At 71.9% G+C, this 14,812-nt stretch carries 11 protein-coding genes; 5 read left to right on the forward strand and 6 right to left on the reverse strand.

Going from position 1 to position 14,812, the window contains the following annotated elements; genetic code table 11:
- Together dnaE and ACWCSD_RS32020 are read left to right on the forward strand one after the other, a co-directional pair.
- Nucleotides 1–3,348: DNA polymerase III subunit alpha (gene dnaE / locus ACWCSD_RS32015; protein ID WP_449920430.1), on the forward strand; the 3,348-nt coding region annotated here is incomplete at its 5' end.
- Nucleotides 3,349–3,498: 150 nt separating this feature from the next.
- Nucleotides 3,499–4,869 carry an amidase gene (locus ACWCSD_RS32020; RefSeq protein ID WP_387666473.1) on the forward strand — a complete coding sequence of 457 codons (1,371 nt, stop codon included), beginning with the start codon at nucleotides 3,499–3,501 and terminating at the stop codon, nucleotides 4,867–4,869.
- Here ACWCSD_RS32020 and ACWCSD_RS32025 read toward each other — a convergent pair.
- Nucleotides 4,866–5,378: a hypothetical protein gene (locus ACWCSD_RS32025; RefSeq protein ID WP_364331359.1), complete on the reverse strand. Its 513-nt coding sequence runs from the start codon at nucleotides 5,376–5,378 to the stop codon at nucleotides 4,866–4,868. The two genes, ACWCSD_RS32020 and ACWCSD_RS32025, sit on opposite strands and share 4 nt — an antisense overlap.
- Before the next feature lie 63 nt (nucleotides 5,379–5,441).
- Between ACWCSD_RS32025 and murA the strand changes: the two genes are divergently transcribed.
- A complete protein-coding gene (gene murA / locus ACWCSD_RS32030; RefSeq protein WP_397162137.1) occupies nucleotides 5,442–6,752 on the forward strand; it encodes a UDP-N-acetylglucosamine 1-carboxyvinyltransferase in 1,311 nt (436 codons plus the stop codon).
- A gap of 52 nt (nucleotides 6,753–6,804) precedes the next feature.
- Nucleotides 6,805–9,030, forward strand: coding sequence for a transglycosylase domain-containing protein (locus tag ACWCSD_RS32035; protein ID WP_449920434.1), 2,226 nt, complete (start codon nucleotides 6,805–6,807; stop codon nucleotides 9,028–9,030).
- 16 nt (nucleotides 9,031–9,046) lie between these two features.
- Here the strand turns inward: ACWCSD_RS32035 and ybaK are convergent, their stop codons facing one another.
- Together ybaK and ACWCSD_RS32045 are read right to left on the reverse strand one after the other, a co-directional pair.
- On the reverse strand, nucleotides 9,047–9,502 hold the full coding sequence (gene ybaK, locus ACWCSD_RS32040) for a Cys-tRNA(Pro) deacylase (RefSeq protein ID WP_358294295.1): 456 nt from the start codon (nucleotides 9,500–9,502) through the stop codon (nucleotides 9,047–9,049).
- 62 nt (nucleotides 9,503–9,564) lie between these two features.
- Nucleotides 9,565–10,302: a helix-turn-helix domain-containing protein gene (locus ACWCSD_RS32045; protein ID WP_449920437.1), complete on the reverse strand. Its 738-nt coding sequence runs from the start codon at nucleotides 10,300–10,302 to the stop codon at nucleotides 9,565–9,567.
- A gap of 55 nt (nucleotides 10,303–10,357) precedes the next feature.
- On the opposite strand from ACWCSD_RS32045, the gene ACWCSD_RS32050 reads away from it, so the two are divergent.
- The gene (locus ACWCSD_RS32050; RefSeq protein ID WP_449920439.1) at nucleotides 10,358–11,479 is read left to right on the forward strand and encodes an MFS transporter; all 1,122 of its coding nucleotides are present in this window, start codon (nucleotides 10,358–10,360) and stop codon (nucleotides 11,477–11,479) included.
- On the opposite strand, the gene ACWCSD_RS32055 is transcribed toward ACWCSD_RS32050, so the two are convergent.
- The 3 genes from ACWCSD_RS32055 to ACWCSD_RS32065 all read right to left on the reverse strand — a co-directional run bounded on the left by ACWCSD_RS32055 (nucleotide 11,476) and on the right by ACWCSD_RS32065 (nucleotide 14,467).
- Nucleotides 11,476–13,131, reverse strand: coding sequence for a trypsin-like peptidase domain-containing protein (locus tag ACWCSD_RS32055; RefSeq protein WP_449920442.1), 1,656 nt, complete (start codon nucleotides 13,129–13,131; stop codon nucleotides 11,476–11,478). The two genes, ACWCSD_RS32050 and ACWCSD_RS32055, sit on opposite strands and share 4 nt — an antisense overlap.
- A 91-nt stretch (nucleotides 13,132–13,222) precedes the next feature.
- A complete protein-coding gene (ligD, locus tag ACWCSD_RS32060) occupies nucleotides 13,223–14,224 on the reverse strand; it encodes a non-homologous end-joining DNA ligase (protein ID WP_352358387.1) in 1,002 nt (333 codons plus the stop codon).
- Between the two features lie 48 nt (nucleotides 14,225–14,272).
- Nucleotides 14,273–14,467 (reverse strand): hypothetical protein, encoded by a 195-nt coding sequence (locus ACWCSD_RS32065; protein WP_387666495.1) that lies wholly within the window; start codon nucleotides 14,465–14,467, stop codon nucleotides 14,273–14,275.
- Nucleotides 14,468–14,812 lie beyond the last annotated feature (345 nt).

Below are 14,812 nucleotides of genomic sequence, written 5' to 3' on the forward strand. Positions count from 1 at the left end.
GCCGGCATCAAGCCGATCATCGGCATCGAGGCCTACGTCGCGCCGGAGCTGCGGCACAACAAGAAGCCCGTGCTGTGGGGCGAGCCGCACCAGAAGAAGGACGACGTCTCGGCGGGTGGCTACTACACCCACATGACGATCTGGGCGCGCAACAAGACCGGCCTGCACAACCTGATGAAGCTCAGCTCGCGCGCCTACACCGAGGGCTTCGTGCGCAAGTGGGCCCGCATGGACGCCGAGATCCTGGCCGAGCACGCCGACGGCCTGATGGCCACCACCGGCTGCCCGTCGGGCGAGGTGCAGACGAGGCTGCGGCTCGGCCAGTACGACGAGGCGCTCAAGGCCGCCGCGAAATATCAGGAAATCTTCGGCAAGGACAATTTCTTCCTGGAGATCATGGACCACGGCCTCGACATCGAGCGCCGGGTCCGCGACGGCCTGACCCGCATCAGCAAAGAGCTCGCCATCCCGCCGCTGGTGACCAACGACTCCCACTACACCTACGAGTCCGACGCCGCCTCCCACGACGCCCTCCTGTGCATCCAGACCGGCAAGCAGCTGTCCGACCCCGACCGCTTCCGCTTCGACGGCTCCGGCTACTACATCAAGACCGCCGACGAGATGCGCGCCGTCGACTCCTCCGACCTGTGGGCCGAGGGCTGCCGCAACACGCTCCTGGTGGCCGAGAAGGTCGATCCGACCGGGTTCTTCGAGTTCAAGAACCTCATGCCCACCTACCCCATCCCCGACGGCCTGACGGAGAGCGAGTTCTTCCGCAAGACCGTCTGGGAGGGCATGGACCGCCGCTGGCCGGAGGGCTACGACGACGAGCACAAGCGGCAGGCCGAGTACGAGATCGGCATCATCGAGCAGATGGGCTTCCCGAGCTACTTCCTCGTGGTCGCCGACTTCATCATGTGGGCCAAGCAGAACGGCATCCCGGTCGGCCCGGGCCGTGGCTCGGCGGCCGGCTCGCTGGTGGCGTACGCGATGGGCATCACCGACCTCGACCCGCTCCCGCACGGCCTGATCTTCGAGCGCTTCCTCAACCCCGACCGCGTCTCCATGCCCGACGTCGACATCGACTTCGACGAGCGCAGGCGCGGCGACGTGATCCGCTACGTGACCGAGAAGTGGGGCGCCGACAAGGTCGCCATGATCGCCACGTTCGGCACCATCAAGGCGAAGGCCGCCATCAAGGACGCCGGTCGCGTCCTGGGCTATCCCTACGCGCTGGGCGACAAGGTGTCCAAGGCGTTCCCGCCGGCCGTGATGGGCAAGGACATCCCGCTGTCGGGCATCTTCGACAAGGACCACCCGCGCTACAACGAGGCCGGCGAGCTGCGCCGGCTCTACGAGGAAGACGTCGACGTCAAGGCGACGATGGACCTCGGCAAGGGCCTGGAGGGCCTGATCAGGCAGACGGGCGTGCACGCCGCCGGCGTGATCATGTCCCGCGAGGTGATCACCGACCACATCCCGATCATGCGCCGCGACTCCGACGGCGCGATCATCACGCAGTTCGACTACCCGACCTGCGAGACGCTCGGCCTGCTGAAGATGGACTTCCTGGGCCTGCGCAACCTCACGATCATCGACGACTGCCTGAAGATGATCGAGTCCACCACCGGCGAGCAGATCGACCTGCTGAAGCTGCCGCTCGACGACCGGAAGACGTACGAGCTGCTGGGCAGGGGCGACACGCTGGGCGTGTTCCAGCTCGACGGCGGCGGCATGCGCTCGCTGCTGCGGCTGATGAAGCCCGACAACTTCGAGGACATCTCGGCCGTCGGCGCCCTCTACCGTCCCGGCCCGATGGGCGCCAACTCCCACACCAACTACGCCCTGCGCAAGAACGGCCAGCAGGAGATCACCCCGATCCATCCCGAGTTCAAGGAGTCGCTGGCCGAGATCCTCGACACGACCTACGGCCTGATCGTCTATCAGGAGCAGGTCATGGCCATCGCGCAGAAGGTCGCCGGGTTCTCGCTCGGCAAAGCCGACCTGCTGCGCCGGGCGATGGGCAAGAAGAAGAAGGCCGAGCTGGACAAACAGTTCGAGTCCTTCGAGAGCGGCATGAAGGACAACGGCTACTCGGCCGACGCCGTCAAGACGCTCTGGGACATCCTGCTGCCCTTCTCCGACTACGCCTTCAACAAGGCCCACTCGGCGGCCTACGGCCTGGTCTCCTACTGGACGGCCTACCTCAAGGCCAACCACCCGGCCGCGTACATGGCGGCGCTGCTGTCGAGCGTCAAGGACGACAAGGACAAGTCGGCCCTCTACCTCAACGAGTGCCGCCGCATGGGCATCAAGGTGTTCCCGCCCGACGTCAACGACTCCGACTTCGACTTCACCCCGCGCGGCACCGACATCCGCTTCGGCCTGTCGGCGGTGCGCAACGTCGGCGGCAACGTCGTCGACGGCATCATCTCGGCGCGCAAGTCCAAGGGCCGCTTCGCCGACTTCAAGGACTTCCTGCGCAAGGTGCCCGCGATCGTGTGCAACAAGCGCGTGATCGAGTCGCTGGTCAAGGCCGGGGCCTTCGACTCGCTCGGCCACGTGCGCAAGGGCCTGGTCATGGTGCACGAGCAGGCCGTCGACGCGATCATCGACATCAAGAAGAACGAGGCCATCGGCCAGGACTCCCTGTTCGGCGCGATCGACGGCGGCGAGGACCAGACCTTCGACGTGCAGATCCCGCCCGGGGAGTGGGACAAGAACACGCTGCTGCAGTTCGAGCGGGAGATGCTCGGCCTCTACGTCTCCGACCACCCGCTGTTCGGCGTGGAGCACATCCTGGCCGCGGGGGCCGACTGCTCGATCGCCGCCGTCCAGGACGAGAGCCGGGCCGACGGGCACGTCGTGACGCTGGGCGGCATCCTGAGCGGGGTGCAGCGCAAGGTCACCAAGAAGGGTGACACGTGGGTGCTCACCCAGCTCGAGGACCTCGAAGGCGCGATCGAGGTGATGATCTTCCCGTCGGCGTACCAGCTGTGCTCGACGATCCTGGCCGAGGACGCGATCGTCTTCGTCAAGGGGCGCATCGACAAGCGGGAGGACGTCGCGAAGGTCATCGCCATGGAGGTGACCGCGCCCGACCTCACCCAGGAGGCGGGCGGGCCGCTGCTGGTGAGCCTGCCGCTGACCCGGTGCACGCCGCCGGTGGTCGGGCGGCTGAAGGAGATCCTCACCACGCATCCGGGCACCTCGGAGGTGCACCTCCAGGTGCACAACGGGCCGAAGACGACCGTCATGCGGGTCGACGACCGCCTGCGGGTGTCGCCGTCACCGGCGCTGATGGGCGACCTCAAGCAACTCCTCGGCCCGGCCTGCCTGGGCGCCTGACCCTCCGGAACCTCGCCGGCCCGGCCCGCCTGGGCGCCTGACCGCGCCGGGGCTCGCCGGACCGGCTTGTGGGCGGGTGCCAAGGCGGGCGGGGGAGGTGGGCAAAGGTCGCCGTCGTGTCCCGGCGCGCGGGTGGGGCAGGATCGCAGGGTGAGCGAACTGCACTACCTGACCGCGACCGAGATGGCCCGCCTGATCAGGGCCGGGCAGGTGAGCGCCGTGGAGCTGCTCCAGGCCCACCTCGACCGCATCGAGCAGGTCAACCCCCAGGTCAACGCCATCGTGACGCTGGTGGCCGAGCGGGCGCTGGAGGCGGCCAGGGCGGCCGACGCGGCCGAGCCCGAGGGGCCGCTGCACGGCGTCCCGGTGGCCCACAAGGACCTGGTGGACACCGCGGGCATCCGCACCACGTACGGTTCGCCGCTGTTCGCGCGGAACGTCCCCGACAAGGACGACCTGATCGTGCGCCGCCTGCGTGCCGCCGGGGCGATCACGATCGGCAAGACCAACACGCCCGAGTTCGGCACCGGCTCGCACACCGTCAACGAGGTGTTCGGCGCCACCAGGAACCCCTACGACCTGGCCAGGTCGGCCGGCGGCAGCAGCGGCGGGGCCGCGGCGGCCCTGGCCACCGGCATGGTCCCGCTGGCCGACGGCTCCGACATGGGCGGCTCGCTGCGCAACCCCGCCTCGTTCTGCAACGTCGTGGGCCTGCGCCCCACGCCGGGCCGCGTCCCCGATCCCTCCGACACGGCCGCCTGGTACACGCTGGCGGTGCCGGGGCCGATGGCGCGCACGGTCGACGACCTCACGCTGATGCTCGGGGCCGTCGCCGGGTTCGACGCCCGGTCGCCGTTCGCGATCAAGGAGGAGTTCGCGCCCGAGCCCGAGCAGGGGGTGCGCGGGCTGCGGGTGGCGTGGAGCCCCGACCTGGGCGGGCTGCCGGTCGACCCGCGCACGGCCGCGGTGACCGCGACGGCGCCGGCCGTGTTCGAGGAGCTGGGGGCGCACGTCGAGCAGGTCGCGCTCGACCTGTCCGACGCCGAGGACGCCTTCCGGATCTACCGCGCCTGGTACTACGCCCTGTCCTTCGGCGACCTGACCGGCCTCGGCCCCAACACGAGCTGGAACGTCGAGCGGGGACGCACGGTCACCGGCGCCGACCTGGCCCGCGCCGAACGGCTGCGCAGCGGCCTCTACCAGCGCATGGCCGGCTTCTTCGACACCTACGACGTGCTGCTCGCGCCGGTCAGCCAGGTGCCGCCGTTCCCGGTGGAGCAGCCGCACGTGAGCGAGATCAACGGCGAGCGGCTGCCCGACTACCTGGCCTGGATGCGTTCGGCGTACTGGATCAGCGTGCTGCACGCGCCGGCGGCCTCGGTGCCGGCCGGGTTCACGCCCGAGGGGCTGCCGGTCGGGGTGCAGATCGTCGGGCGGCCGTTCGCCGACGCCAGGGTGCTGCGCGTGGCCCGCGCGTTCGAGCAGGCCACCGGCCACGGCCTGCGCCGCCCGCCGGTCTAGGGCTCGATGCCGTACGGGTGCCGCAACGGCGACTCGCGGTAGCCGTGCATGCCCTCCAGGAGGCCGAACAGGCCGACCGCGAGCAGCGGCCAGGCCACCAGCACCCCCTCGGCGGTCAGCTTCAGCGCCCCGGGGACGATCCGCACCCCGGGCTCGGCCGCGGCCTCCACCACCACCGCGCCGACCGTGAACGTGGACCCGGCCCACAAGGTGAGGAAGCTGCCCGCCACCCCGCCCGCGCACAGCCCGAGCAGCACCGCCAGCATCCAGCGCCGCCCGGCGAACCACGCCAGACCGCCGCAGAGCAGCCCCAGCGCGCCCGTGATCACCGCGAACCAGCCGTCGGCCGCGATCAGCGCCTGCGTGGTGAGGTCGGCCAGCACCAGGCCGTGCTCGGTCACCTGGTAGGGAGCTCGCGGCGAGATCGCGGACCAGCTGAGCCCGGCGGCGACCCCGAGAGTGGCGAGTATGAGGACAGTTACCGCAAAAGCGCGTACTTCCCTCGTCACGCCATTCCCCCTCACAACTGCATCCGAACCAGCTCGATGGTATCTCCCGGTTAGGCTCGCTTCGTGATTGCAGAAGAGGTCTGGTTGATCGAGCCCTCCGGCCCCCTCCGCGGGGACGTCGTCGTACGGGGCTCCAAGAACGGTGTGTCCAAGCACATGGTCGCCGCCATGCTGGGCAACGGCGAGAGCAGCATCCACAACGCCCCCGACGTGGGCGAGGTGGGCATCACCGCGGCGATGCTGGAGGCGCTCGGCATCCACGTCGAGATCGCCGGTTCCGAGATCCGCATCGAGCGCGGGGCGGAGATCAGGCCGCGGGTGCCCGACGCGTTCACCGGGCTCAACCGCATCCCCATCCTCATGCTCGGGCCGTTGCTGCACCTGGCGGGGGAGGCGTTCGTGCCGCTGGTCGGCGGCGACCCGATCGGGCGGCGGCCGGTGAACTTCCACGTGGAGGCGTTGCGCTCGATGGGGGCCGAGGTGGAGGTGGGCGACACCGGCATCTCGGCCAAGGCCAAGCGGCTCAACGGGGCCCGGCTCGAACTGCCGTACCCGAGCGTGGGGGCGACGGAGACGATCCTCATGTCGGCGGTGCTGGCCGAGGGCAAGACCGTGCTGAAGAACGCCGCCATGGAGCCCGAGGTGGTGGAGCTGGCGCTGTTCCTGCAGCGCATGGGCGCCCGGATCGAGCTGTCGCCCGACCGCCGGATCGTCATCGAGGGCGTCGACCACCTGCGCGGCGCCTCCACCTGGCTGACCGGCGACCGCATCGAGGCGTTCTCCTACCTGGCGGCCGGGCTGGTCACCGGGGGAGAGGTGCGCGTGCACGGCTGCCCCCAGGACCGCCTGGTCACCGCGATCACCACGCTGGCCAGGATGGGCGCCCGGTTCGACATCAACGACGAGTACCTGTGCGCCACCGCCCCGCCCGAGGGGCTGCGCTCGGCGGCCGTGCAGACCGACACCCACCCCGGCTTCATGACCGACTGGCAGACGCCGCTCATGGTGCTGTTCACGCAGAGCCAGGGCATGTCGGTGCTGCACGAGACGGTCTTCGAGAACCGCCTGGTCTACGTGCCCGCGCTGCAGCGGATGGGCTGCGAGATCGAGGTGTTCGACCAGTGCCTGGGCGGGCCGGCCTGCCGTTACCACGACACCAACGCCCGGCACTCGGCCGTGGTGCGCGGCGTCTCCAAGCTCAGGGGCGCCGACGTGACGCTGCCCGACATCAGGGCCGGGTTCTCGGCCGTGCTGGCCGCGGCGGTGGCCGACGGGACGTCCACGCTGCGCGGCGTGCACCACATCGAGCGGGGCTACCACCGGCCGTACGAGCAGTTCGCCTCGCTTGGTCTGAACATCCGAAGAGAACGGTAAAGACCGGGGAAGTGGGCGTTTGCCGATGATCTGCTGGTTGCAGATCATCTGCGTGACCGTACTCAGATCCATCGGTGGCCTCGCCATGGCGGGGGCGCTCGGCGGGGTGCTGGCGGCGGCACTGGCCGTTCCCGTGGTGAGCGGCGGCGGCCTGGTCGCCAAGAACGTCGCCGACACCTTCGTCGACCTGCCGCCCGCGCCCCGCGAGGAGCCCCTGGCGCAGGTGACCAGGCTGCTGGACAAGGACGGCAGGCAGTTCGCCCAGTTCTACGAGGCCAACAGGACGGCCGTGCCGCTCGGGGCCGTGGCGCCCCTGATGCGCAAGGCCATCGTGGCCATCGAGGACGCCCGCTTCTACGAGCACGGCGGCCTCGACGTCCGGGGCACGTTGCGGGCGCTGCTCACCAACACGCAGGCGGGCGGCATCCGGCAGGGCGGCTCGTCGCTGACGCAGCAGCTCGTCAAGAACATCCTGGTCGAGAGCGCTCGCACCGATGCGGAACGGGACAAGGCGCGCGCCCCCAACCTGGCCCGCAAGATCACCGAACTGCGGTACGCGATGGCCCTGGAACACAAGTACCGCAAGGACGAGATCCTTGAGCGCTACCTCAACATCGCCTACTTCGGCGCCGGCGCCCACGGCGTGGAGGCGGCGGCCCGGCGCTTCTTCTCCACCACCGCCTCCAAGCTGACGCTGACCCAGGCGGCCACGCTGGCGGGGGCGGTGCGGATGCCGTACTCGACCGACCCCTCGCTCGGCCGCTCGCACCAGGCGCGGCTGAAGGAGCGGCGCGACCTCGTGCTGGACCGGATGGCCGGGCTCAAGCTGATCACGCAGGCCCAGGCGAGCGCCGCCAAGAGCACGCCGCTGGCGCTGCGGCTGAAGCCCGAGCCGGGCGGCTGCGGGCAGAGCGCGTACCCCTACTACTGCCTGTACGTCCAGAACGAGATGTTGTCGAACCCGGCGTTCGGCAACACCCCGGCCGAGCGGCGGGCCAGGATGGCGAGGGGCGGCCTGGTGATCAGGACCGGCCTGGACCCGGTCGCGCAGCGCGCGGCCGAGCGCGCGATCCGGCGGCACGTCTCGCCGGAGGACACCGAGGTCGCCGCGGAGGCCATGGTCGAGCCCGGCACCGGCCGGATCAGGGCGATGGCGGCCAGCAAGGAGTTCGGCCGCAACCGCGGCAACAAGAAGAACGGCCCGCGGACCACCTTCAACCTGCCCGCCGACGTGGCGCACGGCGGCGGCCAGGGCTTCCAGGCGGGCTCGACGTTCAAGGTCTTCACCCTGGCCACGGCGTTGCAGCAGGGCTGGCGGTTCGGCGACGGCTTCCAGACGCCGGGGGAGCTGGTGCCCGCGCAGGGCTACCGCAACTGCGCCGGCCGGCCGGTCAACGACCCCGGCACGCGCATACTCAACGCCAGCGGCGAGGGCTCGGGCGGCCCGCACAGCATCGAGACCGGCACCTGGAAGTCGGTGAACATCTTCTACATGATGCTGGAGCGCAAGGTCGGGCTCTGCAACGTGGTCAAGACGGCCAGGGCGCTCGGGGCGGTGCGGGCCGACGGCCGGCCGCTGCGCGAGGTGCCGACGTTCACGCTGGGCGTCAACGAGATGGACCCGGTGACGGTCGCGGGGGCCTTCGCCACGTTCGCGGCGCGCGGCTTGCACTGCCGGCCGCTGGCGATCGTGGAGATCACCGACCGCAGCGGCCGGCGCGCGCACGTGCCGCCGTCCTGCGAGCAGGTGATGGAACGGCCGGTCGCCGACGCCGTCAACCACGTGCTGTCCGGGGTGTTCGACAAGGGCACCATGCAGGGGCAGAGCATCGGCCGCCCGGCCGCCGGCAAGACCGGCACCAACAACGGCTACACCTCGGCCTGGTTCGCCGGGTACACGCCGGACCTGGCGGCGGCGGTGAGCCTCGGCGACATCCGGGGCTCCTACCGCTACCCGCTGCAGGGCGTGCAGATCGGCGACCAGTACTACGGCGCCGTGCAGGGGGCGTCGCTGCCCGGCCCGATCTGGGTCGAGTCGATGCAGCAAGCCCTGGACCACACCGAGCCGAGGGGCTTCCCCGGGCCGGACATGGGCCGGTTCGGCGGCGGGTTCACGCCCGGCCTGAAGGAGGCCGAGGCGCAGGAGGAGGACAAGAAGAAGAACCGGCGGCAGGGCGAGCGCGCGTTCTTCCGGCATCACCGGCGGCTGTTCGAGTGGCTGCTCGGGCAGGGCCCGCCCGACCCGTCGTTCCGCCGGCCGCGCCACCGCTCCCGGTAGCCGCCCGTCGGGACGCTCAGCCCGCCTTGCCGATGGGGGCGGTGACCGCGCGGGTGAGGGTGATCAGGTTGTCGGGGGCGGTCTCGATCTGGAGCCCGCGCCGGCCGGCCGAGAAGTAGATCGTCTCGTGGTCGAGCGCCGAGGAGTCGACCACGGTGGGAAGCTGCTTGCGCTGGCCGAGCGGGCTGATGCCGCCCACCACGTAGCCGGTCACCCGCTCGACCTTGGCCGCCTCGGCCATGGCGGCCCGCTTGCCGCCCAGCGCCGAGGCCAGGGCCTTGAGGTCGAGCTTGCCCGACACCGGCACGACCGCCACCGCGAGGCCGCTCTCGGTCTCGGCGACCAGCGTCTTGAAGATCCGGTCGTAGGGCACGCCGAGCGCGTCGGCGGCCTCCTCGCCGTAGGCCTGGGCGCTCGGGTCGTGGTCGTAGGGGTGGAGCGTGAAGTCGGCCTTGGCCTTGGTCAGCGCCATGGTGGCCGGGGTGCCGCCGCCCTTGCCTTTGGTTTTGCTCACGTCTGACAAGTGTAGCGAATCTACATTGTAAAGGCGCGGCCCGGCGTGTACCCGAGCGCCCGCCGGAAGACGTCGATGAACGCGCTGGCCGAGGCCCACCCGCAGCGATGGGCGACCACGGTCACCGGCAGGCCGTCGGCCAGCAGCAGCAGCGCCTGGTGCAGGCGGAGCTGGGTGCGCCACTGGGGGAAGCTCATGCCGAGCTCGCGGCGGCACAGCCGGGCGAGCGTGCGCTCGCTGGTGCCCGCCAGGGCGGCGAGGGTGGCCAGGGTGCGTCCGTCGGCGGGGTCGTCGTGCAGGGCGGCGCAGACGGCGGCCAGGCGCGGGTCGCGCGCGGCGGGCACGTGGAAGGGCTGTTCGGGGGCGCGTCTGAGCCGGTCGAGCAGGACGGCGAGCAGGCGTTCGCGCTCCTCGCCCACGGGGGCGTCGTCGTCGGTGTAGGCCATGACGAGCTCGCGCAGCAGCGGGCCGACGGCGAGCACGGCGGGCCGGTCGAGGCCGAGCGGATTGTCGGTGAGCCCGACCAGGCGCAGGTCGGTGCTGCCGTGGGCGCGGTGTTCGTGCACGGTGCCGGCGGGCACCCAGATGGCGCGGTTGGCGGGGGCGACCCAGGTGCCGGCGTCGGTGGTGACGGAGAGCATGCCGGCGCAGGCGTAGGCGATCTGGTGGGTGTCGTGCCGGTGGGCGTCGATGCCCGTGCCGGGGGCCAGGGGGCGGCGGCCGGTGGGCGCCACGGAGGTGTGGCGGATATTCGGCATAGATTGGCATTTTATCGGAAGCAGGCCAGGTCGGGCCGGGGACATCATCGGTGGCGTGAACAGGATCCGGTCGCTGGCGGCGGGGCACGCGTGCGTGGACTTCTACCAGGGCGCGGTGCCCGCGTTGGTGCCGTTCCTGGTGTCCGGGCGGGGGTACGGCTACGTGGCGGTGTCGGGGATCGTGCTGGCGGCCACGTTGTCGTCGTCTGTCGTGCAGCCGGTCTTCGGGCTGCTGACGGACCGGTGGCGGATGCCGTGGCTGATCCCGTCGGCCATGGTGGTGGCGGGGGCGGGGGTGGCGTGCGCCGGGGTGACGGGGTCGTACGCGGTGACGTGGCTGGCGGCGGCGGTGTCGGGGCTGGGGGTGGCGGCCTACCATCCGGAGTCGGCGCGGCTGGCCAGGATCGCCAGCGAGGGCGGTCATGTGCGGATGAGCTGGTTCTCCTTGGGCGGGACACTGGGGTTCGCCTCGGCGCCGGTGCTGGTGACGCCGCTGTTGTCGGCGTGGGGGCTGGGGGCCTCGCCGCTGCTGGCTGTGCCGGCGGTGCTGGGGGCGGTGCTGACGCTCCCGGCGGTGCGGGCCCTGGCGGGCGGCCGGGGCGGGGCGCGTCCGGCGGTGCGGGCGGCGGGCCGTGACGACTGGCCGGGGTTCGCCCGGCTGACGTCGGTGATCGTCTTCCGGTCGGTGGTGTACGTCGGTCTGAGCGCGTTCGTGGCCCTGTACGTGGGCGGCGGCGCGGCGGGCGCGGTGGCGTTGTTCGTGCTGTTCGCGGGTGGGGCGGCGGGCACGGTGCTGGGCGGCCGGCTGGCGGCCAGGTGGGGGAGGGTGCCGGCGATGCGGGCGGCGTACGCGGCGGCGGTGCCCGCGGTGGCCGGGGTGGTGCTGGCGCCGGGCCCGCTGGTCTACCTCTTCGTCGCGGCGTCGTCGGTCGCCCTGTACGTCCCGTTCTCCCTGCACGTGACCCTGGGCCAGGATCTCCTGCCGAACCGGGTGGGCACGGCGAGCGGCGTCACGCTGGGGCTGGCGGTGAGCGTGGGCGGCCTGACCAGCCCGCTGGTGGGCGCGGTCGCCGAGGCCGCCTCGCTCAGGACGGCGCTGGCCTGCCTGATCGTCTTCCCGGTGCTGGCCTGGCTGCTGGCGCGGACGCTGCGGGAGCCGGCGCCGGCCGCTGCCTAGCCGGTGGCGGTGCGCAGGCGCAGGACGGCGGAGTTGTCGCGCTGGGCGGGGTCGAGGCGGGTGGAGGTGACGTGCATGGTGACCGGCAGGGCGGCGTCCGCGTCGCGGCCGACGGAGACCTTGGCGGAGATGCGGACCGGCCGGCCGGGGTGGATGACGTCGATCACGCATTCGGCCCGGTGGTCGCCGTGGCGGCAGGTGGCGCCGTCGACGGAGGTCAGGGTGGCGCCGGCCGGGAGCGTGAGGGTGACGGGCACCTGGGCGGCGGCCATGAGCCCGCGCATGGTGACGGTCGCGGTGACGGTGGCGGTGCCGCCGCGGCGGACGGGCGCGCCGGGGCCGGCGGCGTCGAGGGAGAGTGAGTCGTAGACGCCTTTGGGGTCGGCCTGGCGGACGATCGCGCCGTAGCCCTCCGCGTTGAGCGCGGTGGCGACGGAGTTGCCGTCGGGCTCGCCGTCCTCCTTGCCCGCCGACAGCACGCCGACCAGGTCGTCGCTGCCGCGGACGACCCATGGCCCGCCGCTGTGGCCCTTGGCCAGGTGGCAGTTGTAGGTCTCCATCCGTCCGGCCGGGTCGCCGGCGCCGGCCAGCCGGGCGGCGAGCATGTCGCCGGCGGTGTTCTCGCCGCGGGCCTGCTGGGTGCGGCCGAGGCACCAGAGCTGGTCGCGGCCGTCGTAGGGCCGGCGGCCGAGCACGCCGGGGTAGCCGGAGGTGGCGATGGTGAAGCGGCCGCCCTCGTTGCGCAGGGGGGTGAAGGCGCCGACGGTGTCCTGCAGGGTGCGGTTCCGGCCGCCGACCTCGACGAGCGCGACGTCGTAGACGGAGTTCCAGTCGCCGCCGGTGCGTCCGGTGTAGGCGTCGGGCTTCCAGGCGCGCCGTCCGCCCCATCTGCCGTACGGCTCGCGCTGCGCGGCGGTGGCGGCGCGGCCGTCGTAGGCGGGGACGAAGGCGAAGTTGGTGTGCCAGGTGCCGGACGCGGAGCCGTCGGGGCTGCTGTAGACGCAGTGGGCGGCGGTGATGACCAGCAGCCTGCTGGCCGAGCGGACGACGGAGGCGCTGCAGGAGTCGTCGCGGCCGGTGGCGTTGACGAAGAACAGGCGTCCGGTGGCGCGGCTGTTGCCGTCGGCGGTGTACGGCCGGCGCACGGGGGCGTAGCCGTTGGCGTCGCCGCCGGGGGTGAGCCGTTTGGCGCCGGGCACACTGCGCCGCTCGGCCGCGCTGTTGTGGGCGTCGCCGTTCTGGACGGCACTGTGGTCGGCGGTGCTCTGGGAGATGGTGCCCTGGGTGGTGGTGCCCTGGGCGGCCGTGTCGTGGCCGGTCGTGCTGGGCGGGAGGGCGACGGCCTTGGCCTTGGCCTGTTTGCCGGGCGTCCAGTAGCGGGCGGCGCGTCCCGGGCGCATGAGCGGCGACGACGCGGCGCCCGGACTGCGGTCCCGGCCCTGCACAAGGCGCTGGGCGGGCCTCTCCGCGGGGCTCTGCGCGGGGCGCTGCGCGGGGCTCTGCGCGGTGACGGCCTTGAGCGGGGGCGGTTCGGCGGTGGCGGGCGCGGTGACGAGGGCCGTGGCGGGCGCGGTGGTGAGCGCGGTGGTGAGTGCGGTGGCGAGTGAGACGCCGGCGAGCGCGGCCAGCGTGGTGACCAGAGTCTTCGACACGATGTCCCCCTGGGCGGTCCGAAGCGATTCCGATCACTGTAAGTCATGACTTCATCACTTACCGTGCCCAAGCGGGACGTGTCGCGCCCGGTCAGCCCGCCGCGGCGTCCCCCGGGGCGAGGAACTCGGCGGTGCTCGCCTCGCCGGGTTCGCGGTCGGGGCGCAGGCCGCGCCAGGAGGGGTGGCGCAGCCGGCCGTCGCCGGTGACCTCGGCGTACTGGACCTCGCCGACGACGCGGGGCTCGACCCAGTGCGCGTGGCGGGCGTGCTCGCGCGGGACGGGCTCGTCGAAGGGCGGGCCGGGGCGTTCCAGGGGCGTGAGGAGGTCCTGGAGGTCGCGCAGCATCTGCTGGGTGAAGCCGGTGCCGACGTGCCCGACGTAGAGCAGGCGGCCGCGCGGGTCGTAGGCGCCGAGCAGCAGCGAGCCGATCATGCCGGACCGTCGTCCGCCGCCGGGGTGCCAGCCGCCGATGACGACCTCGGCGGCGCTGACGTTCTTGACCTTGGTCCATTCGCCGCTGCGCCGGCCGGGCCGGTAGGGGGAGCCGAGCCGCTTGCAGACGATCCCTTCGAGCCCGAGCTGGCGGGAGGAGTCGAAGGCGCGGTCGGCGTGGTCGGCGAACCACACGGGCACCTCCCAGCGGAAGCCGGGGCGCAGGGTGTCCTCCAGGAGCTCGCGGCGCTCGCGGTAGGGGCGGCCGATCACGCTGTCGGCGTCGAGGTGCAGGATGTCGAAGGCCATGAACGTCACCGGCACCGCCCGGGTGAGCTCGGCGACGGTGGCGGGGTTGCGCTGGTGCATGCGGGGCTGGAGGGCGGCGAAGCTGGGGCGTCCGGTCTCGTCGAAGGCGACGATCTCGCCGTCGATCACGGCCGCGTGCCGGCCGGTGGAGCCGGCCATGAGCTGCAGCTCGGGGTAGGCGGGGGTGATGTCCTTGTTGTTACGGGACATCAGGCGGACCGAGCCGCCCTCGACGTAGGCGAGGGCGCGTACTCCGTCCCACTTCATCTCCACGGCCCAGCCCTCGCCCTGGACGGAGGTCAGGGTGCCCAGCTGGGCCATCATCGGCGCGTAGGCCGGCAGCCCCACCATGGATCATGCCGTACCCCGGGGGGTTGATCGACAGTGGCGGGCCGGGGTCTACAAATGGTCAAGCGAGGTGTCTTCCACCAGTTCGCCGAGGTCTACACCGTGTTCGTCCAGTTCGGACACCGTCTTGCAGTAGCCGCGCAGGTACGTCCGGCCGTTGACGCGGTGGGAGACGCGCAGCAGTGGACGATCATCGAGGATGATCGCCTCCACCAGGATGCCGCCGGGGGCTCGCCACTGTCCCATGCCGCCCAGGGTAGGCGAGTGGACATAATGGACATGTAATGCGAAAGGCGTTACGAACCGCCTACGCCGCGCCGAGCGGGGCAAACAGCCGCAAGGTTATTTTTAACTCACCGAGAGTTTTCTTTGCCGCAGGGTGTTAGACGCCTGCCGGGCCGGGCAGAAGGGGGCCAGGCCATTCCCCCGGCCGTGACCGCGCCCCCGTGGCGGCCACGGCCACTCGGCCCCGGCTTGGCCCGGTCCGGGGCTCCGGCGGCCGCGGGCGCGGTGTCGGCGAACGCCGCGCTCGCGGCCCCCGTAACGCGTCCGGCCTGCGTCCCGCATTCTGGACAGAAGCGGATCCGGGGT

Source organism: Nonomuraea sp. NPDC001684 (assembly GCF_053596515.1).